The following is a 21,529-nucleotide window of genomic DNA, read 5'->3' as shown; positions in this document are numbered from 1 at the left end:
CTGACCTGGCAGGTCGAACGTCTTCTCCAGCGGACTGACGATGGCGCAAAGAGGGCACGTAGCCACTGGCCACTGCACACACCGCCCCGGGCAACCCCACGATCGAGTGACGTCACCGGGATCGCCGTCACGCATCGCCCGATTTATCGATCATGTTGAGGTGACTCATCGATCCCGAATCGGCCGCCGCCGGGTCCTGTACCCGGCGGGCGCTGCCGCACTCTGTCTGCTGACCGCGCTGTCCGCGCTGCCGGCCGCCGCCCAACCTGACGAGGCCCGGTCCGACAAGGCCGGTCGCGCCGGGCCCGCCGTCCGACCGCCCGCCACGCCCGCCGAGGCGCGCACCGCCGCCTACCTGGAATCCGCCCGCAACGACCCGGGCCGGCTGCGGGACTTCTTCCGGAAGCTGCCCAAGGGCGGCGACCTGCACAACCACCTCTCCGGCGCCGTCACCACCGAGTACCTCATCGAACTCGCCGCGCAGGACGGTCTGTGCATCGAGAAGAAGACGATGACCGCGGTGCAGCCGCCGTGCAAGGACGGTGCCCGCCCGGCCGCCGACGCACGCACCGACGAGGCGTTCCACGAGGAGTTGGTGCGGGCCTGGTCCATGGAGGACTTCCCGCAGGGTGAGTCCGGGCACGACCACTTCTTCGCTGCCTTCGGCAAGTTCGGCGAGGTGACCTGGCGCCATCCGGGCAAGCTCCTCGCTGAGGTCGCCGAGCACGCGGCCCAGCAGAACCAGTCCTACCTGGAGACGATGGCGACCCCCGCCTCCGAGGGCGCGAAGAAGCTCGCCCAAGAGGTCGGCTGGGACCCGGACCCGGCACAGATGCACCGCAAGCTCCTCGCCGGGGGCAAGCTGGACCGGTTGGTGGCGCAGGCCCGGGAGGAGGCCGACCGCACAGGCGCCGAGTTCCGCACCGAGGCACGCTGCGATACCGCACACCCCCGCCGCGCTTGCCGGCTGCCCGTCCGGTGGATCTCGCAGGTCTCCCGCGGCAGCTCGCCCGAGCGCGTCTTCACGCAGATCGCACTCGGCCTGCGGCTGGCCGAACGCGACCCCCGGTTCGTCGCCGTCAACCTTGTCCAGCCCGAGGACGGGGAGAGCGCACTGCGCAACTACCGGCTCCAGATGCGGATGCTGAACTACCTGGGCAAGCAGTACCCGAAGGCCCACATCACCCTGCACGCCGGGGAGCTGTGGCCCGGGCTGGTCAAGCCGGAGGATCTGTCCTTCCACATCGGCGAGGCGGTGAACGTGGCGAAGGCCGAGCGCATCGGTCACGGCGTCGACCTCGTACACGAGAACAACTGGCAGAAGCTGGCCCGCACCATGGCCCGCCGGGAGACGGCCGTCGAGGTGCCGCTCACCAGCAACGCGCAGATCCTCGGTGTGAAGGGTGACGACCACCCGTTCAACACCTACCGCGCCTATGGCGTGCCGGTCGTCCTGTCCACCGACGATCCGGGTATCTCCCGCACCGACATCAGCCACGAATACCAGTACGCGTCCACCACCTACCGGCTGGGCTACCCGGAACTGAAGGACTTGGCGCGGGCCTCGCTGGAGTATGCCTTCCTGCCAGGCCGCAGCCTGTGGCGCGGCAACCCGACGCGCGACGGCTACCGGCCCACCTCGGCCTGCGCGAAGGAACGCCTGGGCAGCGGCAGTCCCGGCGGCGCCTGCGGCCGCCTCTTGGCCGACAGCCCGAAGGCAGCCGCCCAGTGGCGCCTGGAATCCGCCGCCACCACCTTCGAACGCACACACGCCGGCAAGCGCTGACCCCGCCCCTGTCGCCCACCTCGCCCCGGCCCCGGCCAACGAGCCGGGGCCGGGCCCCTGCGGTCCACGGCGCGGTGAGCGCAGGGGGGCACCACGGAGCCGGGGCCTCCGCTCTCGCATGCGGTAGTGCCGCAGCATGCCCAGGTGGCCGCCACGCACTCGAGGAGCTGCGCGGTCGCGCGCTCGGAGTCGCTCGGGTTGCCGGCCAGGAGCCGGTCGGCAAGGTCGGCGACATGGGCAGCGTCGGTAGCCGCGCTGGTCGGCTGCAGCCTTTTCGGCGGTGAGGCCGGCATCCAGGGCCAAGAGGTAGCGGACCCCGCTGAGCATCTGGAGGGTGATGGTGTCCTCGCGTGGGGAGTCCGGCGTGGCGGACGCGCAGTTGGGGTGGTTGAGGAGTGCCGCGGCGACTGCCTCCGTGAGCACGGGTTCGGGCCGGATGTCGTCCCGGGTCGGTTCGGCGTCCTGCAGGGTGAGGGTGAAGCCCAAGCCGATGCCGTGTCCGATCTCGAGAACGCCGTCGCTGGGCGGCCAGAACCGCAGTTCAGCGTGCTCGCCTGGGTACTTACATGCCATGTAAGTACCCAGGTCCTCGTCCAAGACACTCCCGAGGCGGGAGCCGGTATCCCGCCTCGGGACCGATCCGGCCAACGAGGAGCAGTCTCGGACAGCTGCAGGAACACGGGGGCTGACCCCGGGATCGAGCACCGAGCCCGTCCGACCCGATCAACGATGCTCGTCGGCACCTACGTGGTACGGCACGGACTCCACTGCCATCAGCCCAGAGCCTCGCGTTCTCACCGCTCAAGCGGCCGGTGGGCGGTCTCGGGCAGTCGCAGGTAGACAGCGGAGGAGATCAGGCACAGCACTGCCACGTACACGGGGAAGAGGCCCGCGTGCCCCATGTCCTTGAACAGCGTGCCGATGTAGGGCGCGGTGCCGCCGAACAGGGCGACGGTGAGCGAGTAGGGGAAGCCGATACCCGCGGCGCGCACCCGGGCGGGGAACGTCTCCGCGTTCACGGCCGCCGAGATGGCCGTGAAACCGCTCAGCAGGATCATGCCCGCGCACTGCACGAGCAGCAGCGTGATGAAGGAGTCGTCGAGCGCGCGCAGCAGCGGCACGCTCAGCACGGCGAAACCGATACCGAACATCAGCAGCAGCGGTTTGCGCCCGAAGCGGTCGGACACGAGGCCTGTGAGCGGCTGGAGCACGGCGAAGAACGTCAGCGAAAGGGTGCCAGCCAGCAGCGCGTCCGCTTTGCCCACCCCGGCGTTGAGCTCGGCGTACGTCGGCAGGTACGAGGTCCATGTGTAGTACGCGAGCGTGCCGCCCGCCGTGATTCCGCAGATCAGCAGGGACTGACGCGGATGGCGGCGCAGGGCCTCGAAGAGGCCGGGCCGGGGTGCCTTCGCCTGCTCCTCACTGCGGGTCTCGCGCGCGCCTCGCCTGACCCAGAAGCCCACAAGGCTGAGGAGCGCGCCCAGCACGAACGGAACCCGCCACCCCCAACTGTCCATGGTGGCGGACGTGAGGTTCGCGACGAGCAACGCCGCGACACCGGAGGCGACGAGCTGCCCGATGGTCGTCGACACGTACTGGAAACTGGAGAAGAGTCCTCGCCGGCCGGGCCCGGCCGACTCCACCAGGAACGTGGTCGACGCGGCGAACTCCCCGCCCACCGACAGTCCTTGCAGCAGGCGGGCCACGACGAGGATGACGGGCGCGAGGACTCCGGCGGCGGCGTACGTCGGGGTCAGCCCCACCAGCAGACTGCTGCCGCCCATCAGCAGAATGGTCACCGTCAGCGCGGCCCGGCGCCCGCTCCGGTCGGCGACCGCACCCATCAACAGCCCGCCGACGGGCCGCATGAAGAACCCCACCGCGAAGACCGCGAACGTCGACAGCAGCGGCACCAGGGAATTCGCCGCGCTCTTGGGGAAGATCTGCGAGGCGATGTACGTGGCAAGGAAGGTATAGGTGTACCAGTCGTACCACTCCACCGCATTGCCGACGGAGGCGGCGAACAGCTGCCGCACGGGACGCGCCGGAGGGGCCGCCGCGTCCGCGTGAGCGCCCTCGCCGGTAGCGGCGTCCGGTCCACTCTCGGGCGCATGCCGCCCTTGCCTCGAAGCTGTCATGAACTCACATCTCCCCGTCTTCGCGGCACGGCAATGACACCGCACCGATCTTCCCCGCAGGGGCGTAGCGCTTGCGTTGCGCACCGGGTAACCCGAGGCCGCCACTCCCCCATTCCTGACACCGGCACCGTCCCGCGATGCGGACACCCGGCCCGCACCGACGGCTGCGCCCGCCGCGGCGATGCCTCCGCGCGCCGTCGAGGGCAGGGGTACGCCATGCCTGCCGGCACGTACGTGGACCTCCGGGAACTCGCGTGCCCAAGGACGCGTCCGTAGGGGGCATGGGCAAGCGAGTCGAACCGACCGGCGTCGTCGGATGTCTGGTGGCAGTCGTCACGGCGGCGGTCGGGTTCTGGGTGTGGAGGCATGGTGCCGAGCCGGGTCTGCGTGGCAGCTTCGAGGGCGAGCGGGACTGGAGTCTGCTGTATGTGGAACTGCCGCTCATGCTGTTCGGCACTCCCGCGGTCACGCTCGCGGTCTGGCGGTTGACCGGTCACCTCCTGCGCCACCGGGCCGGCAGGGTCACTCGGGGCGTGCTACCGCTCGCGGCCGCGTCCGTCACCGTGACCGCCCTGGCATGGGCGAGCCTGTTGTGGCTGGACACCCGCGTCGAGCCTTTCGTGCACCCAGAGTGGTGAAGTCACCCGCCCGAGCAGCCTCCATGGCAGCCGTTGCCGAGGCGGCGGCGCCGTTCATGTCCGTGGGGGTGGCGGTGTCACGTCGGGCGCGCTGCCGCCGTAGCGGCGGAGGTAGGCCAGGACGGCGCGGACGCGGCGGTGGCCACTGTCGCCGACCGACAGGCCCAGTTTGAGGAAGACGTTGCCGATGTGTTTGTGAACGGCGTTGTCGGTGATGACGAGCCGTTGGGCGATGCCCGCGTTGTCGTGGCCCTCGGCCATCAGCGCGAGGACCTCACGCTCGCGTGCCGTCAGGGCCCCGACGGGGTCACCGCCGCGTGCGAGGAGTTGGGCGATGACCTCGGGGTCCAGCGCCGTGCCGCCATCGGCCACCCGGCGCAGCGCGTCGGTGAACGCGGGGATGCGGCTCACACGGTCCTTGAGCAGGTACCCGATGCCGCCCCGGGCGTCGGCGAGGAGACGGCCGGCGTAGTCAGGCTCCACGTACTGCGAGAGGACCAGGACGGGCAGTCCGGGATGGTCGCGGCGGGCCTGGGCCGCGGCCCGGATGCCCTCGTCGCGGAAGGTCGGGGGCAACCTCACGTCCACGATGGTGACGTCCGGTCGATGGGTCTCGACGGCGGCGAGGAAGCCGGGGGCGTCGTCCGCGATCGCCGCGACCTCGAAGCCCTGGGAGTCGAGCAGGAGCTCGAGCCCGGAGGACAGCAGAACGTTGTCCTCGGCGATCACTACACGCACGGCAGCTCCACGGTGACGACGGTCGGCCCGCCCGGTGGGCTGCCGATCCGCAGGGTGCCGTCCAAAGCGGCGGCACGGCGGCGCATCCCGTCCAGACCGGAGCCACGCGTGGCGTCCGCTCCCCCGGCACCGTCGTCGGTGATCTCGACGCGGAGCAGCGGTCCGTCACGGGTGAGGCGAACCGAGGCCTTGGTGGCGCCGCTGTGCCGGGCGATGTTGGCCAGTGCCTCGGTGACGGTGAAGTAGGCAACCGCCTCGACCGCTGCGGGAACCTCCCCGAGCGGACCGATGCCGATACGGGTCGGCACCCCCGCCCTGGTGGCCAGGGTGCCGAGCGCGCCGGCGAGGCCCTGGTCGGCCAGCACAGGAGGGTAGATGGTGCGGATCACGGAACGCAGCTCGGTCATCGCGTCCTCCGTCTCGGCGTGGGCTTGGCGCACCAGAGTGGCGGCGGTCTCGGGACCGTCACGGAGACTTTCGCCGGCCACGGCGAGCCGCATGGCGATGGCCACGAGACGGGCCTGGGTGCCGTCGTGCAGGTCTCGTTCGATCCGGCGGAGCTCCGCGCTGTGCGCTTGCAGGACGTCCTCACGTGTCCGGGTGAGTTCGGTGACGCGTTCGACCAGTTGCTCCGCGGGCGAGGGCGCCAGCACAGCGAGGCAGCACCGGGCGTGCGACTGGGCGAGCAGCGGGAGGATGAGGGCGGCCAGCGCCGCCAGGAACACCACATTGACCAGGCCGAGCGACAGCGCGGTGCCCCAGCCGGTGAGGGGAACACTGATCACGAACAGCCACGGCGCCGCGGGGAAGGCCCACCACGCCAGGGTGACGACGGGAGTGAGCGAGAGGGTTCCCAGGCACAGCAGGGCGAAGGCGCCCGCGGGCAGGCCGGTGAGAATCTGCGTCACGCACCACGCGAGGTTGCGGCGAACGGTACGTTGGCGCGGCTCGACCACTTGCCCTAACAGCGCTCCGGCGCGCCGGCGGTGGTGCTCCGCCCAGGGCTGTGCGAGTGCGGGAACGCACAGGAGGGGTGCCGCGGCGAGTGTCACTGTCGCGGCCGTCAAGGTGCCGAGCAGGTACCGTCCGCCGCGCACCGCGGTGCGCCACCGTGCACGGACCACGCCGAGTACGCCGGGCACGTGATCGCTTTCCTCTTGTCGTCGTCCAGCAGGAGCAGGCCCCACATGATCCACTCTAGGTACCGGGCGGCGCTCCCGCACTACAGGCAGCTGTACCTTCCGTTCGGGAGCCTGCGGCAGCGCGCCGCATGCGGTGCCTGCCTAGCGTGACGGCATGAGAGCGACGAGCCCGGAAACCGCCCCGCACCACCCGCCCACACCCCCGCCCGACAACTCCGGTGGACACCGGCGCGCCGGTCGCCGGTGGTTGACCGCCGCAGCGGCCGCTCTGGCGACCGTCAGCGCTGCCGTCGTCATCCAGTGGCCGGTCGACGCGCGCGAAGCGGCCACGCCCGGATACGGGCGAGCCGAGTTGCGCCGGGACACCGACGCCATACGAACGCTGGGAGTCATCGGCGTCCAGGCGCGGGTCACCACGGGGTCCGGCCGGGATCTGGTCGCCACCAGCGGCGTCGCCGAAACGGGCACGGACCGCCCGGTCCCCCGCGACGGCTACTTCCGCATGGCCAGCGCCGGCAAGCCGCTCGTGGCCGCCGTGGTCCTGCAACTGGTCGGTGAGGGCAAGCTGGCACTCGACGACACCGTGGACCGCTGGTTGCCAGGCCTGGTGGAGGGAAAAGGCAACGACGGACGCCGCATCACCATCCGCCACCTTCTCCAGCACACCAGCGGCATCCAGGACGACGAGCTTCCCGGCTACACCACCCCGCAGGAGTACTACGAGCGCCGGCACGACACCTACACGCCCCGGCAGATCGTCGCTCTGGCGATGAGGCACCGCCCTGACTTCCCACCCGGCACGGGATGGAGCTACTCCAACACCGGTTACGTCCTGCTCGACATGGTCATCGAGAAGGTCACAGACCGCCCCTGGCACGAGGAGATCAAAGACCGGATCCTGGAACCGCTCGACATGCATCACACCTATCTGCCGGGCAGCGGCACTTCCACGCTCCGCGCCCCGCACGCCAACGGCTACCAGGTCTTCCCGTCCGGCGAACGCGTCGACGTCACCGACGTGATCCTCCCGAGCCCCGGCGACCACGTCTCCACCACCGCGGACGTCAACCGCTTCTTCCGGGCCCTGCTCGGCGCCGAACTGCTGCCCAGGGAACGGCTGGCCGAGATGCGGGAGACCGTACCGGTCAACGAGGAGATGCGGACGTTCTGGCCGGACGGACGCTACGGCCTCGGCCTCGTCAACCGGCCCCTGTCCTGCGGCGGCAGCTACTGGAGTCACGAGGGAGGCGACGGCGGCTACGTCACCCTGAACGGCGTCACAGGCGACGGCAGCCGCTCCGTCACCGTGTCCATGTCCACGGCCCTCAACGGCTCCCCGGGCAGCGCGCTCCGACAGGAGCAGGCCGCGGGCACCCTCGTCGACCACGCGCTGTGCGACACCCCCGGCGACGGGCACGGCACGTCCGCGTGAGCACCTCTCGCGGCCTTCCGAGCGCCACGGCGAACTCCGCTGCCCGTACGTCCCAGGGACGCCAAGGGGCCGGGCGGCTCAGGCCTGGCCGGTGACCTCCGGTGCTGTGAGAGCTGATGCCTCCTGCTGGGGCCTGGTGTTGCGGACCAGGAGACAGAGCAGTCCGGCGACGAGTGCCAGGCCCGCAGAGACGGTGAAGACCAGACGCATGCCGTCCACGAAGGTCTGATGTGCCACCCGTGTCACAGCGTCGACGAAGAAGTTGAGCTCTCCGGTGGGCACGCCGTGAGCCGGGCGGCCGTCTCGAGTGGTCCGATGAGCCGCTCGGCGAGCGCACGAGTGTCCTCGCCACCTCCGGTGGCGGCAACCAGGAACTCGTGGCAGAGCTCGTCCACATACGGCCGCATCTCCATGGCGGCATTGTGGCACACCCACGCCTCACAGCCCGGAGCCCTACGGACCCTCGCAGGCCCGAGCCGTGTGGACTACGAGATGGCGTCATGACGCGCGATACTCCCTGGTCAACGGCGTCTGGGCGTCCACTTCCGTGGAGAGCGGGGGCGTGCGGCGGAGGGTGCCTACGGGGGCCGCCGCTCCGGCCTTTGGACGTGGCGGTAGCCTCCTCCTCCGTGCATCTGCTTCCCACCGGTTGGTCTCACTCATGATCAGATTCGCTTGCGTGACGGGTGTCGCGGCTGCCGCGCTGGGCGCGACCGCCCTGTCGCTGTTCGCCTCGGGCTGGTGGTGGATACCGGCCGCCGTACTGCTGGCCCTCGCCGTCATCGGCGTGTACGACCTGTTCCAGCGCAGGCACTCGGTGCTGCGCAACTACCCGGTCCTCGGCCACCTGCGCTATCTGCTGGAGAGCATCCGGCCCGAGTTGCAGCAGTACTTCATCGAGCGCAACCACGACGGCCGGCCCTATGACCGCGACACCCGGGACCTCGTCTACCAGCGGGCGAAGGGCACCGCGGCCGAGGAGCCTTTCGGCAGCGAGCGGGACGTCTACGAGACGGGTTACGAGTTCCTCGCGCCCTCCATCGCTCCGGTCCCGGTCCCGCAGACCCCGCCGACCGTGCGCGTCGGTGGTCCCGACTGCACACAGCCGTACGACATGTCACTGCTCAACGTCTCGGCGATGAGCTTCGGTTCGCTGTCGGCCAACGCCATCCGGGCGCTCAACAACGGCGCGGCGCTCGGCGGTTTCGCGCACGACACCGGCGAGGGCGGCATCTCCGACCACCACCGGCAGCACGGCGGCGACCTGGTGTGGGAGATCGGCACGGGCTATTTCGGCTGCCGCACCGACGACGGCGCCTTCGACCCCGAGCAGTTCGCCCGGACGGCCGCGCTGGACCAGGTCAAGTGTGTCTCGCTGAAACTGTCCCAGGGAGCCAAACCCGGCATCGGCGGGGTGCTGCCGGGCGGCAAGGTCAACGCGGAGATAGCCGCGGTGCGTGGAGTGCCGCAGGGCGAGACGGTCGTGTCCCCGCCCTACCACCGGGTCTTCTCCACCCCGCGCGAACTGGTCCGGTTCATCGCCCGGATGCGGGAGCTGGCCGGTGGCAAGCCGGCGGGGTTCAAACTGTGCGTGGGCACCCGGCGCGATGTCCTTGCCGTGTGCAAGGCCATGCTCGCTGAGGACAGCACACCCGACTTCATCGTCGTCGACGGCGCCGAGGGCGGCACGGGGGCCGCTCCCCTGGAGTTCTGCGACCACGTCGGAATGCCGTTGACCGAGGGCCTGATGACGGTGCACAACGCACTGGTCGGCACGGGGCTGCGGGACCGTGTCCGCATCGGAGCCAGTGGCAAGGTGGCCACCGGGGCCGACGTCGTCAAGCGCCTGGTGCAGGGCGCCGACTACACCAACGCGGCCCGCGCCATGATGTTCGCCGTCGGCTGTATCCAGGCCATGAGCTGCCACACCAACACCTGCCCCACGGGCGTCGCCACTCAGGACGCGCGCCGGGCCCGCGCGCTCGACGTCGACGACAAGTCCGCCCGCGTCCACCGCTATCAGGAAGCCACGGTGCACAGCGCCCAGCGGATCATGGCCTCCATGGGAGCAGGCGAGCCGGGCGAACTGCGCCCGCACATGCTGTACCGGCGCATGGATCCCGTCACCATCCGCTCCGCTGAGGAACTGCACCACTGGCTGGCACCGGGCCAGCTCCTCCGAGAGGCACCGCCGGAGTGGGCCGCGGACTGGGCCGCGGCCGACCCCGACCGCTTCTCCGCCTGACGTCCGTCCCCGCCGGCTCGGTCAGGAAGAGGACGAGCCGGCGTCGCCGGAGTCCGCCTGGTCGACGCCGTGCTGGAGCACGTCGCAGGTGTGCTGGAACTCGTCCATCAGCCGGGTGGCCTCGGCCATGAGGATGCCGTACGGCCGGCCCGGATCGCTGAGGGGAAGCGAGCTTTCCCGTGCGTTGTCCTCCAGCCGGTCGCGGCACCTCTGCGCCTCCGCGGCGGCCTGGCACAGCTCCTGCGACTGACGGTGCAGCTGGTCCTCGTCGATGTCGGCGAGCAGTTCGGCGATGTGCGCGAGAGAGGCGAGGAAGTCACCGTAGGCGCGGGTGAATCCTGCCGCGTTCGACTCGCCGTCGGCGCCGCCGCCCCACTGGTCGAGGCTGCGGGTCATCGAGGTCACCTGGTAGGTGACGCGTTCGAGGGCGTCGACGACAGCCTGGTAGCCGGAGAAGGTGCGGGGGCGGTGGCGCCGCCGGAGCCGGCGGGGATTGTAGAGAGTGCTCTCCCACGCCGTGTGCAGCGAGGACTGTGCCTGCTGCGCGATCGGTCCCAGCTGCACGGCACGCTGCCGCCACTGCCGGGTGCGCTCCTCGTCCAGCTTTCCCTCGCGCAGCGCCGGGTACATGTCGCCGACCAGGTCGCACAGGGAATGCGCGAGAGTGTGGATGCCGTACTCGGCGCTGCGGTACCGCATCGGGGGCAGCACCACCATGTTCACGATCACTCCGATGCCGCAGCCGATGAAGACCAGCTCGATGATCTGTCCGAGCTGGGACCACCGCTGCGCGCTGCCGGCAGCGGCGACGTAGGTGGAGAAGGCGAAGAAGGCCGCGGTCGCCACCTGGGAGCCCTGTGAGCCGAGCGGCCGCCACCGTCCCACAGCCAGCGCGACGAGGGCCACCAGCACGAAGGTCAGCAGATGCGGCCCGGCCAGGAAACCCAGCGCGCCCTGCACCGCGACCCCCACCGACACAGCACCCACATAGCGCAGTGCTTGCCACAGGGACCGGTAGACGGTGACCTGCATGATCAGTACGGCGGAGAACGGTGCGAAGGCCGGAGAGGTCGCGCCGATCAGGTCGTGCGCGACCCACCACGACACTGCGGCAGCCAGCGTGCTCTTGAAGATCAGAGTCATCGTGTGCCGCTCGTGGCCGCCCGAACCGACAGCACGCCTGAACCACTGGCGAGCGCGGCTGACCCGGCCCTGGGAGGCAGCCTCCGTGCGCTGCCCCGCGGCAGTGACCCCGTTCATGTCTCTCCTCAGTGCTCTCGTTGCCGGTAGTGCCTGGGAGAGGTACCCGCTGCGGCCGGAATCAGCCGACCCGCATGTGAAGCGCAGCGCACGCCGGCCTGCCTGGGCAGGCACGACTCTCGGAGAGACGTGGATCACACACATCCGTGTCACAGAGAGTCGGGCCGTCTCGTCCCAGGGTGTGTAACCACAAAGCAGCACGGAGGAGAACACACGATGGAAGCACGCCTGAACTACTTCGCCGACCCGACCGCCGCCAAGGCCCTCAAGTACTTCATGTCCGCGGGCAAGGTGCTCAAGGAGTCGCCGCTGCCGGCCGCGACGCAGGAACTCGTGGCCCTGCGCGTGAGCCAGATCAACGGCTGCGCCGTCTGCATCGACATGCACAGCAAGGAAGCCGTCGCGGCCGGCGAGACCTCGACGCGGCTGAACCTGGTGACGGCGTGGCGGGAGGCCACCGTCTTCACCGAGGCCGAGCGTGCCGCGCTGGAGCTGGCGGAGGAGGGGACCCGGGTCGCGGACGCGGCCGGCGGGGTCGGCGACGAGGTGTGGGAACGTGCCGTCAAGCACTACGACGAGGAGCAGCTCACCGCCCTGGTGGTCATGGTCTCCTTCATGAACACGGTAAACCGGCTGAACGTCATCGCCCAGCAGCCGGCCGGCGACTACACGGCAGGACAGTTCCACTGAGTGTCCCCCGACGACCGTGTCCCACAGCTGAACCACAAGATCACTGACACGTGCCCGCGCCGAGAACGGCCGGGCAGGAAGCCCAAGGGGGATGTGGCGTGAACAAGGCCGAGGTCTTCGAAGAGCTGCGGCCGCTGCTTTTCTCGATCGCCTACCGGATTCTCGGCAGCGTCAGCGAGGCCGAGGACGCGGTGCAGGAGACGTGGCTGCGCTTCGACGGCTCGACGACACCTCCCACTTCGGTCAAAGGGTTCCTCTCCGTCACGGTGACGCGGATCTCCATCGACGTGCTGCGCTCGGCGCGGGTACGGCGGGAGGCGTACGTGGGGCCGTGGTTCCCCGAGCCGCTGCTGGAAGACCCGTACCAGGACCCGGCGCGCTCGGCGGAACTGGCCGACTCGGTGTCGATGGCGGCACTGCTGCTCCTGGAGCGGCTCAGCCCGCTGGAGCGGTCGGTCTTCGTACTGCGGGAGGTGTTCGGCTTCGAGTTCGACGACGTCGCCGCAGCGGTAGGGCGTTCGCAGGCAGCATGCCGGCAACTGCTGGTACGGGCGCGGCAGCACATGAAAGCCGGGCGGCCACGGTTCGAAGCGGACAGCAAGGAGCGGCAGGAGCTGGCAGCGCGGTTCTTCGACGCCCTCCGCGAAGGCGATGTCGCAGGCCTCCAGGATCTACTGGCCGCCGACGTGCAGATGGTCGGGGACAGCGGTGGCAAGGCTCCGCGGTTCGCCAGGCCCATCGCCGGCACGGAGAACGTGGCCCGGCTGCTCGGCTCGCTCGTCCCCCTGCTAGGCCGGGTCGACGTGACGTTCGAGCCGCACGAGGTCAACGGCCAACCCGGCGCCGTCTTCCGCGACCGGGACGGCAAAGTTCTCACCACCCTCGTCGTCGACGTGCTCGACAACCAGATCCAGACCATCCGCGCGGTGGTCAACCCCGACAAGCTCGGGCACCTCGGTCCCGTCGCCGACGCCTGGGCCATCGACGGGGCGGCCAAGCGGATGCGCCGACGTACGAGGTGACGTCGGCGGCGTCTGTCCGAACGAGACTGCTTCGGCCCGTGCTGAGCGGGCCGGTTTTTCGGACCGGCCCGCTCATGTCCTTACACCCTGGAGGCCGGGGCGGGACCTGCCCAGCCCGTCCGGGCGTCCCACCGCTGGTGGGCGGCTGCTGTGATCAGCCTGCCGGTGCGGGAGGCGCCGGAGGCGGCCCGTCAGGGGCCGGTACCGGTGCCGGTGCCGGCTCGGGTGCCGGCGCGGGTGCCGGTTCGGGCTCCGGGGTCGGCTCGGGCTCCGGGGTCGGCTCGGGCTCCGGGGTCGGCTCGGGCGCCGGTTCGGGCTCAGGCGCGGGCGCCGGTTCGGGAGCGGGCTCCGGAGCCGGGGCGGGGCCGGGCTGAGGAGCGGCCTCGGGGTCGGGAGCAGGCGCAGGCTCCGGCTCCGGAGCCGGTTGGGGCGCAGGTGCCGGCTCGGGAGCGGGGTCGGGCTGAGACGCTGCCTCGGGGTCAGGAGCGGGCGTCGGCTCAGGCGCAGGCTCCGGCTCTGGAGCCGGGGCAGGTTCTGGAGCCGGGGTGGGCTCAGGTTCGGGAACAGCAGCAGCTACGGGGGCAGGAGCTGGGACCGGCTCGGGTTGAGGTGCCGGAGCCGCTTCCGTCTCCGGAGCAGGGGCAGGAACCGGGAGAGGCGCGGGAGCCGGTGCCGGCTCAGCAGCGGGCGCCGGTTCAGGGGCAGGTGCCTGGCCAGGGGCCGGAGCCGGAGCCGAACCGGGAGCGGGAGCAGGCGCGGGGCCGGGGGCCGGAGCCGGGGCTGCGGCAGGAGTCGGAGCCGGGGGCGGGCCGGGAGCCGGGGGCGGATTGGCCCCGGTGGCCGCCGGAGTGTCCGGGGCTGGTGGCGCGGCGGGAGGCGCAACAGGTGCTGGAGTCGGCGGTACGGGAGGTACCGCAGCCGGATCAGCGCCCTGCGGTGTCGGCTGCGCGTCGCGCATCCCCGCAAGCAGCTGTCCGGTGGCGTAGCCTGGCTCGGCCTCACGCAGGGTCTCCGACATCCGCTCCAGAGCCGACGGCCCCGGCGGAGGCGCCACACCCGCAGAAATCTCCTCCGGCGTCGGCCTCGACGCCCGCCGCTCCGCCATCACCCGACCCGCCGCATACCCCGGCTCAGCCTCACGCAAGGTGTCGCTCAGGGCTCGTACCTCTTCCGGGTGGTCCTTCGCGTAGGCGCCCAGGCCCACAACAGCGCCCGCCCGACCCCCGGCCTTCGACTTCTTGCCTGAGAGAGCGGCGAGGACACCGGACCAGCCACCGGCGTTCTTGGTGAGGTCGCCGGCCGAGGTTCCGGACTGGCCGAGATAGGGCGGGTCCTCTCCACTGCCCGGTGGTTTGGCGACCCCGGCGGACACCTCGCCTCGCGTGGGTTGGAACGCCGGGTTCGACGGGTCCTTCGAGGGTTCCGGCGGAATGTAACCGGGTTCCGACTGGCGCAGCACGCGCATCGCCTCAGGATGCTGGCTGACGTACGCGCTGGCGTTCCACAGAGCGCCGCCTGCAGCCCCGGCCATCCCGGCTTGGGGGCCCGCCAACGCGGCGATGGACCCGGCGACCCCGCCGTCGCGGACGCGGTCCTCGAATTCGTCCCAGTTCCACGGCGGGCCGGGGGCGGGCTCGTTGGCGCGGTGGTTGACGAGCGGCTTGCCGGGCGCGGCACCGTCCTGAGGCGGCACGACCGGGTCCGCGGTGGCCGGGGGCTCACCCGGCGCGGGCGGGTCGGGGATCGGGACCGGCGGTCCGGGCCGGTCCTGCGATGCCGGGCCACGGCCCGGAGCTTCGGGCCCCGAGGCCGGTGCCGGCGCGGCTTCCGGCCCGGCACTCGGCTGTACGTGCTGCGTCGGTGGCGCCTGGCTCGGGCACTGCTGCTGAGGTTGCGCGTACCGGCCCAGGGTCTGCACCTGGGAGGGGGTGTGGGCCTGGGGCTGGGCACTGGCCGGCTGGACGGTCGCCGAGAAGAGCCAGGCACCGACTCCCACCGCCCCCGCCGTGCGCACCAACTGCCGGCCCCACAGCGGCTTGGCGTCTCGGTCCGGCTGCGGAAGCGCGGGGAGCGACCGCGCTCCTCGCGGCGACGCGGCGGGGTCGCCGGCCCCGATCAGGCGCGTGCCGACGGCGTCTGTCAGCTCGCCTATCGTGGCCGCGGGAACCTCGATCACCGCGTCGTCGACGGGAGCGAGCGCGCCCGCCTCGGCCCCGGCGGCACGGCCATGTACGCGACCCGCCCCAGGCCGGCCAGCTCCGCTTCCTCGACGCCGACGAGCAACAGCGCGGCGTCGGACAGCTGAACGCCGGTGACCTGCGTGTCCCACCAGGCACGCAACCGCCACGCCGCTCCCGGTGCGGCGAACTCGTCGCCGTACATCGGCGCGAGGAGAACGGGCACGTCCTCACCGGCCTCGGCGAGTCGGGACCTGATCCCCGCCACGACGGCGTGTGCCAACTGGTAGTCCCTGACCATGGCCAGGCAGACGTGAGCCGAGTGGCCCTTCGACGGTCCGGGACGTGCCGACGCCTGCGGGGGACTTCCGGGGGAACCCGGGACTTCGCGCGGATACATACGTGGCGCCTCCTTCGGCTGGGCGGTGCGCGCCGTCCCGTCCACCACGAGACATGACGCGGCAAGGGCTTCGTCTCTCGGAGTGCGGTGCCGCTGAGGGACCTGGCCCGGGGCCGGGTCCGACCCGGCCGCGACTGCCGCTCCTCCGCGTTCGGCGGCCTGCTGCCGACGGACTCGATGACAGCACCGTCCGAGTTGTTCAGCGGCCCCTCGCGCCCGCTGAACAAGGGCCACGCAGGCGGCGGTTACGGAGGCCCCGAGGCACCGGCGGACCGGCAGCGAGACAGCCACAGTTGCCGACACAGGCCAGACCAGGCCAGGCCAAGCCAGGACGGGGAGAGGCACAGGGAGGCGAGGGTCAGCGAGGTGGCGGGCCAGTGGAAGGCCGAGCCGGAAAGGGTCGGGCGGCGCGTGCGTCGTGCTCTACCCGTCTATCCGTCTTACGCGAAAGCGATGTCTTCGCAGCGCTTGACGCTCCTGCGGATCGCCGCGCGGTCTATCCCCAGGAGCGCGGTGAGCCACAGCCCGTTCTGCACGATGTCGATGTCGGCGGCCCGCCGGCCCGCCTCCGCGCCGGGCAGGTCGGGGCGGGCGGCGCGGATCAGTGCGGCCAGGCCTTTGCGGTAGCGCCGCTGGGCGGCCGTGTTGATGTGCGCGAAGTCCGGGTGCGCCTGCGCGAGAGCCCACAGTTGGAGCCGGAGGGAGAGGTACTCCGTCGTCAGGAAACGGTCGTCGGCGACGCGGCGGAGCGCGGCGCGCAGATTGTCCTCCGGGCCGCGGGCCGGGTCGGGCTCGACCAGGGCGACGTCCTGTTCCTCGATACGGCGCAGCGCCGCGCCGATGAGGGTGACCTTGTCGTCGTAGTAGTAGTTGACCAAGCCGAGCGCGACTCCGGCCTCCCGGGCCACGGCACGCATGCTGACGCCGGAGATCCCGTGCTGGGACAGGAGCGCCAGGACGGCGTCGAGGATCCGCTCCTGTCGCCCGGCCTTCTTCTCGGTTTCCGCAGCTTCCGCAGCCGTCTCGCTCACCTGGTCGATGCTAGCCGCGCCTGCGCCCGTTCCGCCGAGCGGGGGCGTCGCGGCGGTGCGCCGTCCTTGTGCGGGAGAACCTTCGGTGACGGGCCCTAACGGTGCCTCTTACGGGTGAGTGCGATCAGTTCGGTGAGCAGCGCGTCGCGCCGTCGGGACAGTTCCTCGACGGTGTGCGTGTCGCTGAGCGGGCGGATCCCTTCCACCAGCCGTCGTGCCGTGGCCTCGTCCAGGTGCGGGCGGCCCAGGTCGTCGAACCAGCGGTTGAAGCTGTCGGCGTAGCGGTCGCAGAAGGCCGCCAGGCCGCCTTCGCCCGCGCCGAGGTGGAACAGCGCCGTGGGGCCCATCGTCGCCCACCGCAGCCCGGGTCCTGCGGCGACGGCGGTGTCGACGTCCTCGACGCTCGCGACGCCTTCGTTGACGAGGTGGATGGCCTCGCGCCACACCGCCGCCTGCAGCCGGTTGGCGACGTGGCCGGGTACCTCGCGCCGTACCTCGATGGTCTCCTTGCCGACCGTCTCGTAGAAGGCGCGGGTCCGGCCCACCACGGCCTGGTCGGTGAGGGAGTTGCCCATCACCTCGACCAGCGGGATGAGGTGCGGCGGGTTGAAGGGGTGGCCGAGGACGAGACGCCCCGGATTCCGCCAGCCCGCCTGCAACTGGCTCAGCGTCAGCCCGGACGCCGACGAGGCCACGATCGTGTCCGCCTCCAGCGCCGGTTCGATGGCGGCGTAGAGGTCGCGCTTGATGCCGATCCGCTCGGGAACGCTCTCCTGGACGAAGCCCGCGCCCTCGACCGCGGCACGCGCGTCCTGACAGAAGTGCAGGTCGTCGGGTGTGCCATGGGTGGTGAGTCCCAGTCGCGTCAGGACGGGCCAGGCGGTCTCGACGGCCTTGCGCACACGTGCTTCGGCCTGCGGGTCGGGGTCGTGGACGGTGACGGTCATGCCGGCGGCCAGGAACAGCGCGGTCCAGCTCTGGCCGATCACGCCGGCTCCGAGTCCTGCGACGCGGGTGATGCCGCTCGTCGAGGCGTGGTCGGTGCGCTCAGAAGGCGACACGGTCGGCTCCTTTCAGTCCCAGACGGCTGCGGGCCTCGTCGGGCGTCGCGATGGTGTGCCCGAGGGATTCGACGATCGAGCGGATCTTCGTTACCTGGGCCGCGTTGGACGGGGCGAGCTCGCCCGGGCCGATGTAGAGACTGTCCTCCATGCCTACCCGGAGGTTGCCGCCGAGCATGGCTGCCTGCGTGGCGAAGGGCATCTGGTGCCGGCCTGCGGCGAGTACGGACCACTCGTAGTCGTCGCCGAAGAGCTTGTCGGCGACGGTGTGCATGTGCGCGAGGTTGTCGAGGTCGGCGCCGACTCCGCCGAGTACGCCGAAGACCATCTGCACGAAGAAGGGCGGCCGGACCCACCCCTGGTCGATGAGCCAGGCGAGGTTGTAGAGGTGTCCGAGGTCGTAGCACTCGAACTCGAAGCGGGTGCCGTGTTCCCGGCCCAGCTCCTTCACGATGTACTCGAGGTCGGCGAAGGTGTTGGTGAAGACCAGGTCGCGGGTCGACTCCAGGAACTCCGGCTCCCAGTCGTGCTTCCACTGGTCGTACTTCTGCCGCATGGGGAAGATGCCGAAGTTGAGTGAGCCGACGTTGAGCGAGGCCATCTCGGGCGAGGCGAAGACAGCGGCACGGAGGCGCTCCTCGCGGGTCATGCCGAGGCCGCCGCCGGTGGAGATGTTGACGACGGCGTCCGACTCGGCGGATATCCGCGGCAGGAAGCGCTGGAAGAGTTCGGGCCGCGGGTCGGGCCTTCCGGTCTCCGGGTCGCGGGCGTGCAGGTGGATGATCGCGGCCCCCGCCGCAGCGGCCTCGACGGACGCCTGAGCGATCTCGTCGGGCGTGACGGGCAGGTGCGGGGACATCGTCGGGGTGTGGATGCCTCCGGTCGGAGCACAGGTGATGATGACGGGCTTGGGCATCTCGGCCCTCCTCACTACGGGCGGACGGAGTCGACTCCCCCGGTCAGGACACGTTCTGCTGGACCAGCGCCCGGTAGGCGCCGAGGACGAGGCCGTGGAAGTGGTGCACACCGTGCTCGGAGAGTCCCGGCGCCCGCTCGGGGTCGTGGATGATGCGGCCCTGTTCGAAGGCGGGCGTGGCCATACCCCGCTGGACGCTCTCGACGAGGTTGATGTCCTGGACCTGCAGCACCTCGTCCATATACGTGACGGACTGCTTCTCCGACTCGTTGAGCTCGGTGCTCTCCAGGAAGAAGTCGAGGGTCTCGAGCGTGCGGTCGGGGCCGGCCGGCAGCACGCGCAGGACCATGAAGTTGCCGCGCCCCGGGTAGCGCATCAGGCAGGTGTTGGGCCACAGCCACCACACCGAGTGCTCGGTGACAGTCGCGCCGGACACGTCGTAGGCCGTGTTCTCGGATCTACCGGCGTCCGCGAAGTGGCTCGACCAGATCCCGTGGGTCTGCACGTCGTAGGTGTTCATGTCCACGAGCGACACGAACTCCTTGTGCGCGACGTGGCAGTGGTAGCACTCCAGGAAGTTGTCGACGACGTTCTTCCAGTTGCTCCTGATGTCGTAGTGCAGCCGCTTGGCGTGGGTGAGCCGGGAGATGTCCGGGGCCCGCTCGGTGATCTGTTCGGCGAGGTCGGGGGCCTGGTCCGCCAGCGAGGGGGCGGCCGGGTCGAGGTTGACGTAGACGAAGCCGCAGAATTCCTCGACCTGGATACGGTCGAGGCAGATCGCGGACTTGTCGAACGACTCCATGCGGTCGCTCTGCCGGGCTCCGACCAGGGAGCCGCTCAGGTCGTATGTCCACGCGTGGTACGGGCACACGATCGTGCGCGTGGTCCCCGAGCCCGACAGGAGCTCGTGCGCCCGGTGCTTGCAGACGTTGTAGAAGGCACGCAGCCGTCCGTCCCGGTCGCGGACGACGAGCACCGGCATCTCGGCGACCGTCGTGGCGACGTAGCTTCTGGGCCTCTCCACCTTTTCGACGTGGCAGACCCACTGCCAGGTCCGGGCGAAGATCGCCTGCTGGTCGGCGGTGTGCCACTTGGGCTCGGTGTAGGCGTCGGCCCGCAGGGACATCGAGCGCGCGGGGTCTTCGTCGTAGCCGGCGGCGATCGCCGTGACGTCGTCCGTGGTGACAGCAGTCATGGCCACGACCATAGGACCGTTTGGACGTCCGTTCAATACGTCCTGTGAACGATCGTCCAAACGCCTCGGCGTCGGCGCGACCGTCTACGAGCGTCGGCGCGACCGCCTACGAACGGGGGGGGCGGCACTACCCCGGGCCTCTTGCCACATGGCGTACCGCCCCGTCCGCGCCCTGGGCGGGCTACTCACGCCGAAGGGCGGCTTCGTGCCGGCTCAGGGAGCCGAACACCTCCCGCAGGAGCAGCGAGAACAGGATGACGCCCAAGCTGGTGACGGAAAGCCGCAGAGTAGAGGGATGGCTCTCGAAGAAGCCGGCCAACAGCACCGTGCCGTCGAGGACGATCGCAGCGAAGAAGAGCCAGCCACCGATCCGCAATTTGCGCGCCTGTTCCGGTGGAAGGGGGTAGGTCTGCTGATCCGCGAAGCGCATGAATAGCGTCTACCCCGTGCGGGGCGCGCCATGACTGACGCGTCACGCCGATCGGCACCGCTTACCGCCGCCCGCGCCCGAATTGCCGCCGTTCCCCCGCACCCCGCACCCCGCGCCCAGGAACCGCAACACGGCGGGGCGGGACGCTACGCCGCCTACGGATGCATGACGATCTTGCCCACATGCCTCCTGCGGGCCAGTTCCTCCTGCGCCTCAGCGGCCTGATCCAGTGGGAACGCCGCGGCGACGACGGGCTGGACGGCGCCCTGGCGGGCCAGATCCATCAACAGGGCGAAGTGCGTGGGCGTGTGCATCGCGGACCCGATCACCTGCGCGTTGTGCAGGTAGAGGCGGCGGACGTCGAAGTGGACACCGTATCCGCCGAGCGCGCCGGCGATGACCCACCTGCCGCCTTCGCGCAGCAGCGGCAGTCCCTCGCCGACCAGGTCCCCGGCGACGACGTCGAGCCCGACGTCGATCCCCTCCGGCGCGGCGGTACGGATCTGCTCGGCGAGGCCTCGCGCGCGGTCGAGGACGTGGTGTGCGCCCGCCTCCCGTACCGCGTCGATCTTCGTTCCGCTGCTGATGGCGAGCACCCTCGCGCCGCGCGCGCGGGCGATCTGCACCAGCGCGAGCCCGACGCCGCCGGACGCCCCCGAGACCAGCGCGGTCTCTCCCGTTCGCAGCCGTCCCCGCTCGATCATTCCCAGCGCCGTGCCGTAGGCGGTGGGCAGCGTGGCGAGCTGATCGTCCGTGAGCGGGGAGTCCGTCACGTCGTGCACGCGCTCCGCCCGCGCGGTCACGTACTCGGCGTACCCGCCGTCGCGTTCGCTGCCCATCAGGCCCACCGGGTTCGCGTCCGGCCCTTCGGTTTCGTAGAGCGCCGGGTCGACGACCACTCGGCGCCCGACGAGGCGCTCGTCCACACCGGCACCGGCTGCCACGACCCGGCCCGCCACGTCGGCGCCCTGGATGCGCGGGAAGGCGATCGGGCCGCGCCAGCCCGACAGCGCTTCGGGGTCTCCGGCGCGGCCGTAGGCGCCCTCGCGGGTCCACAGGTCCGTGTTGTTCAGCGCCACCGCGCCGACCTGCACCAGCACCTCCCCTGCCCGCGGGGTGGGCACGGCGACCTCCGTCAGCGCGAGGACCTCCGGTCCCCCGTGCTCCGTGATCCGCACCGCACGCATGGTCTCGGACACGCCCATCGCTTGAACCTCCTCGCGAGTAA

18 protein-coding genes are annotated in these 21,529 nt (G+C 70.9%); 6 read left to right on the top strand and 12 right to left on the bottom strand.

What is annotated here, in order from left to right:
• The first annotated feature begins 160 nt into the window (after positions 1–160).
• Positions 161–1,786, top strand: a complete 1,626-nt coding sequence (locus DTL70_RS30285; protein WP_114025197.1) for an adenosine deaminase family protein — start codon at positions 161–163, stop codon at positions 1,784–1,786.
• Between the two features lie 794 nt (positions 1,787–2,580).
• On the opposite strand, the gene DTL70_RS30280 is transcribed toward DTL70_RS30285, so the two are convergent.
• Positions 2,581–3,822 (bottom strand): MFS transporter, encoded by a 1,242-nt coding sequence (locus DTL70_RS30280; protein ID WP_245980090.1) that lies wholly within the window; start codon positions 3,820–3,822, stop codon positions 2,581–2,583.
• A gap of 383 nt (positions 3,823–4,205) precedes the next feature.
• Between DTL70_RS30280 and DTL70_RS30275 the strand changes: the two genes are divergently transcribed.
• On the top strand, positions 4,206–4,562 hold the full coding sequence (locus DTL70_RS30275; RefSeq protein ID WP_114025195.1) for a hypothetical protein: 357 nt from the start codon (positions 4,206–4,208) through the stop codon (positions 4,560–4,562).
• 54 nt (positions 4,563–4,616) lie between these two features.
• Here the strand turns inward: DTL70_RS30275 and DTL70_RS30270 are convergent, their stop codons facing one another.
• A complete protein-coding gene (locus tag DTL70_RS30270) occupies positions 4,617–5,300 on the bottom strand; it encodes a response regulator (protein ID WP_114025194.1) in 684 nt (227 codons plus the stop codon).
• Positions 5,291–6,208: a sensor histidine kinase gene (locus DTL70_RS30265; RefSeq protein WP_245980086.1), complete on the bottom strand. Its 918-nt coding sequence runs from the start codon at positions 6,206–6,208 to the stop codon at positions 5,291–5,293. The genes DTL70_RS30270 and DTL70_RS30265 overlap by 10 nt, the downstream gene beginning before the upstream one ends.
• 388 nt (positions 6,209–6,596) lie before the next feature.
• Between DTL70_RS30265 and DTL70_RS30260 the strand changes: the two genes are divergently transcribed.
• A complete protein-coding gene (locus DTL70_RS30260; protein ID WP_114025193.1) occupies positions 6,597–7,874 on the top strand; it encodes a serine hydrolase domain-containing protein in 1,278 nt (425 codons plus the stop codon).
• 78 nt (positions 7,875–7,952) lie between these two features.
• Here the strand turns inward: DTL70_RS30260 and DTL70_RS30255 are convergent, their stop codons facing one another.
• Positions 7,953–8,156 (bottom strand): hypothetical protein, encoded by a 204-nt coding sequence (locus DTL70_RS30255; protein WP_114025192.1) that lies wholly within the window; start codon positions 8,154–8,156, stop codon positions 7,953–7,955.
• A 379-nt stretch (positions 8,157–8,535) separates the two neighbouring features.
• Here DTL70_RS30255 and DTL70_RS30250 point away from each other — a divergent pair, with 379 nt between their 5' ends.
• Positions 8,536–10,119, top strand: a complete 1,584-nt coding sequence (locus tag DTL70_RS30250; RefSeq protein ID WP_114025191.1) for an FMN-binding glutamate synthase family protein — start codon at positions 8,536–8,538, stop codon at positions 10,117–10,119.
• Between the two features lie 21 nt (positions 10,120–10,140).
• Here the strand turns inward: DTL70_RS30250 and DTL70_RS30245 are convergent, their stop codons facing one another.
• A complete protein-coding gene (locus DTL70_RS30245; protein ID WP_114025190.1) occupies positions 10,141–11,379 on the bottom strand; it encodes an FUSC family protein in 1,239 nt (412 codons plus the stop codon).
• A 216-nt stretch (positions 11,380–11,595) separates the two neighbouring features.
• Here DTL70_RS30245 and DTL70_RS30240 point away from each other — a divergent pair, with 216 nt between their 5' ends.
• Both DTL70_RS30240 and DTL70_RS30235 read left to right on the top strand, forming a co-directional pair.
• Positions 11,596–12,069, top strand: a complete 474-nt coding sequence (locus tag DTL70_RS30240) for a carboxymuconolactone decarboxylase family protein (RefSeq protein ID WP_114025189.1) — start codon at positions 11,596–11,598, stop codon at positions 12,067–12,069.
• 98 nt (positions 12,070–12,167) lie between these two features.
• Positions 12,168–13,091: an RNA polymerase sigma-70 factor gene (locus tag DTL70_RS30235; RefSeq protein ID WP_114025188.1), complete on the top strand. Its 924-nt coding sequence runs from the start codon at positions 12,168–12,170 to the stop codon at positions 13,089–13,091.
• A 2,172-nt stretch (positions 13,092–15,263) separates the two neighbouring features.
• Here the strand turns inward: DTL70_RS30235 and DTL70_RS30220 are convergent.
• The 7 genes from DTL70_RS30220 to DTL70_RS30190 form a co-directional block, all read right to left on the bottom strand.
• Positions 15,264–15,668, bottom strand: coding sequence for a hypothetical protein (locus tag DTL70_RS30220; protein WP_147266840.1), 405 nt, complete (start codon positions 15,666–15,668; stop codon positions 15,264–15,266).
• Between the two features lie 440 nt (positions 15,669–16,108).
• Positions 16,109–16,699: a TetR/AcrR family transcriptional regulator gene (locus DTL70_RS30215; protein WP_114025186.1), complete on the bottom strand. Its 591-nt coding sequence runs from the start codon at positions 16,697–16,699 to the stop codon at positions 16,109–16,111.
• Positions 16,700–16,794: 95 nt separating this feature from the next.
• Entirely contained in the window at positions 16,795–17,760 is a 966-nt protein-coding gene (locus DTL70_RS30210; RefSeq protein ID WP_114025185.1) for a 3-hydroxyacyl-CoA dehydrogenase NAD-binding domain-containing protein, read from the bottom strand.
• Positions 17,747–18,676: a 3,5-dioxohexanoate:acetyl-CoA acetone transferase gene (kce, locus tag DTL70_RS30205; RefSeq protein ID WP_114025184.1), complete on the bottom strand. Its 930-nt coding sequence runs from the start codon at positions 18,674–18,676 to the stop codon at positions 17,747–17,749. The genes DTL70_RS30210 and kce overlap by 14 nt, the downstream gene beginning before the upstream one ends.
• 43 nt (positions 18,677–18,719) lie before the next feature.
• Positions 18,720–19,871: an aromatic ring-hydroxylating oxygenase subunit alpha gene (locus DTL70_RS30200; RefSeq protein ID WP_245980083.1), complete on the bottom strand. Its 1,152-nt coding sequence runs from the start codon at positions 19,869–19,871 to the stop codon at positions 18,720–18,722.
• A 181-nt stretch (positions 19,872–20,052) separates the two neighbouring features.
• Positions 20,053–20,301, bottom strand: coding sequence for a hypothetical protein (locus DTL70_RS30195; RefSeq protein WP_114025182.1), 249 nt, complete (start codon positions 20,299–20,301; stop codon positions 20,053–20,055).
• Positions 20,302–20,456: 155 nt separating this feature from the next.
• Positions 20,457–21,506: a zinc-binding dehydrogenase gene (locus tag DTL70_RS30190; RefSeq protein WP_114025181.1), complete on the bottom strand. Its 1,050-nt coding sequence runs from the start codon at positions 21,504–21,506 to the stop codon at positions 20,457–20,459.
• Positions 21,507–21,529: the final 23 nt, after the last annotated feature.

This window comes from Streptomyces diacarni (assembly GCF_003323715.1).
GTDB classification, from domain to species: domain Bacteria; phylum Actinomycetota; class Actinomycetes; order Streptomycetales; family Streptomycetaceae; genus Streptomyces; species Streptomyces diacarni.
Note: the sequence above shows the minus strand (reverse complement) of the source record. Positions and strands in the feature narration are given on the sequence as shown.

Bases quoted from the DNA above. Each gene is read 5' to 3' on its own strand.
- DTL70_RS30275 (WP_114025195.1), top strand. From the start codon at position 4,206: ATGGGCAAGCGAGTCGAACCGACCGGCGTCGTCGGATGTCTGGTGGCA.
- DTL70_RS30260 (WP_114025193.1), top strand. From the start codon at position 6,597: ATGAGAGCGACGAGCCCGGAAACCGCCCCGCACCACCCGCCCACACCC.
- DTL70_RS30250 (WP_114025191.1), top strand. From the start codon at position 8,536: ATGATCAGATTCGCTTGCGTGACGGGTGTCGCGGCTGCCGCGCTGGGC.
- DTL70_RS30245 (WP_114025190.1), bottom strand. From the start codon at position 11,379: ATGAACGGGGTCACTGCCGCGGGGCAGCGCACGGAGGCTGCCTCCCAG.
- DTL70_RS30240 (WP_114025189.1), top strand. From the start codon at position 11,596: ATGGAAGCACGCCTGAACTACTTCGCCGACCCGACCGCCGCCAAGGCC.
- DTL70_RS30220 (WP_147266840.1), bottom strand. From the start codon at position 15,668: ATGTATCCGCGCGAAGTCCCGGGTTCCCCCGGAAGTCCCCCGCAGGCG.
- kce (WP_114025184.1), bottom strand. From the start codon at position 18,676: ATGCCCAAGCCCGTCATCATCACCTGTGCTCCGACCGGAGGCATCCAC.
- DTL70_RS30200 (WP_245980083.1), bottom strand. From the start codon at position 19,871: ATGACTGCTGTCACCACGGACGACGTCACGGCGATCGCCGCCGGCTAC.
- DTL70_RS30195 (WP_114025182.1), bottom strand. From the start codon at position 20,301: ATGCGCTTCGCGGATCAGCAGACCTACCCCCTTCCACCGGAACAGGCG.
- DTL70_RS30190 (WP_114025181.1), bottom strand. From the start codon at position 21,506: ATGGGCGTGTCCGAGACCATGCGTGCGGTGCGGATCACGGAGCACGGG.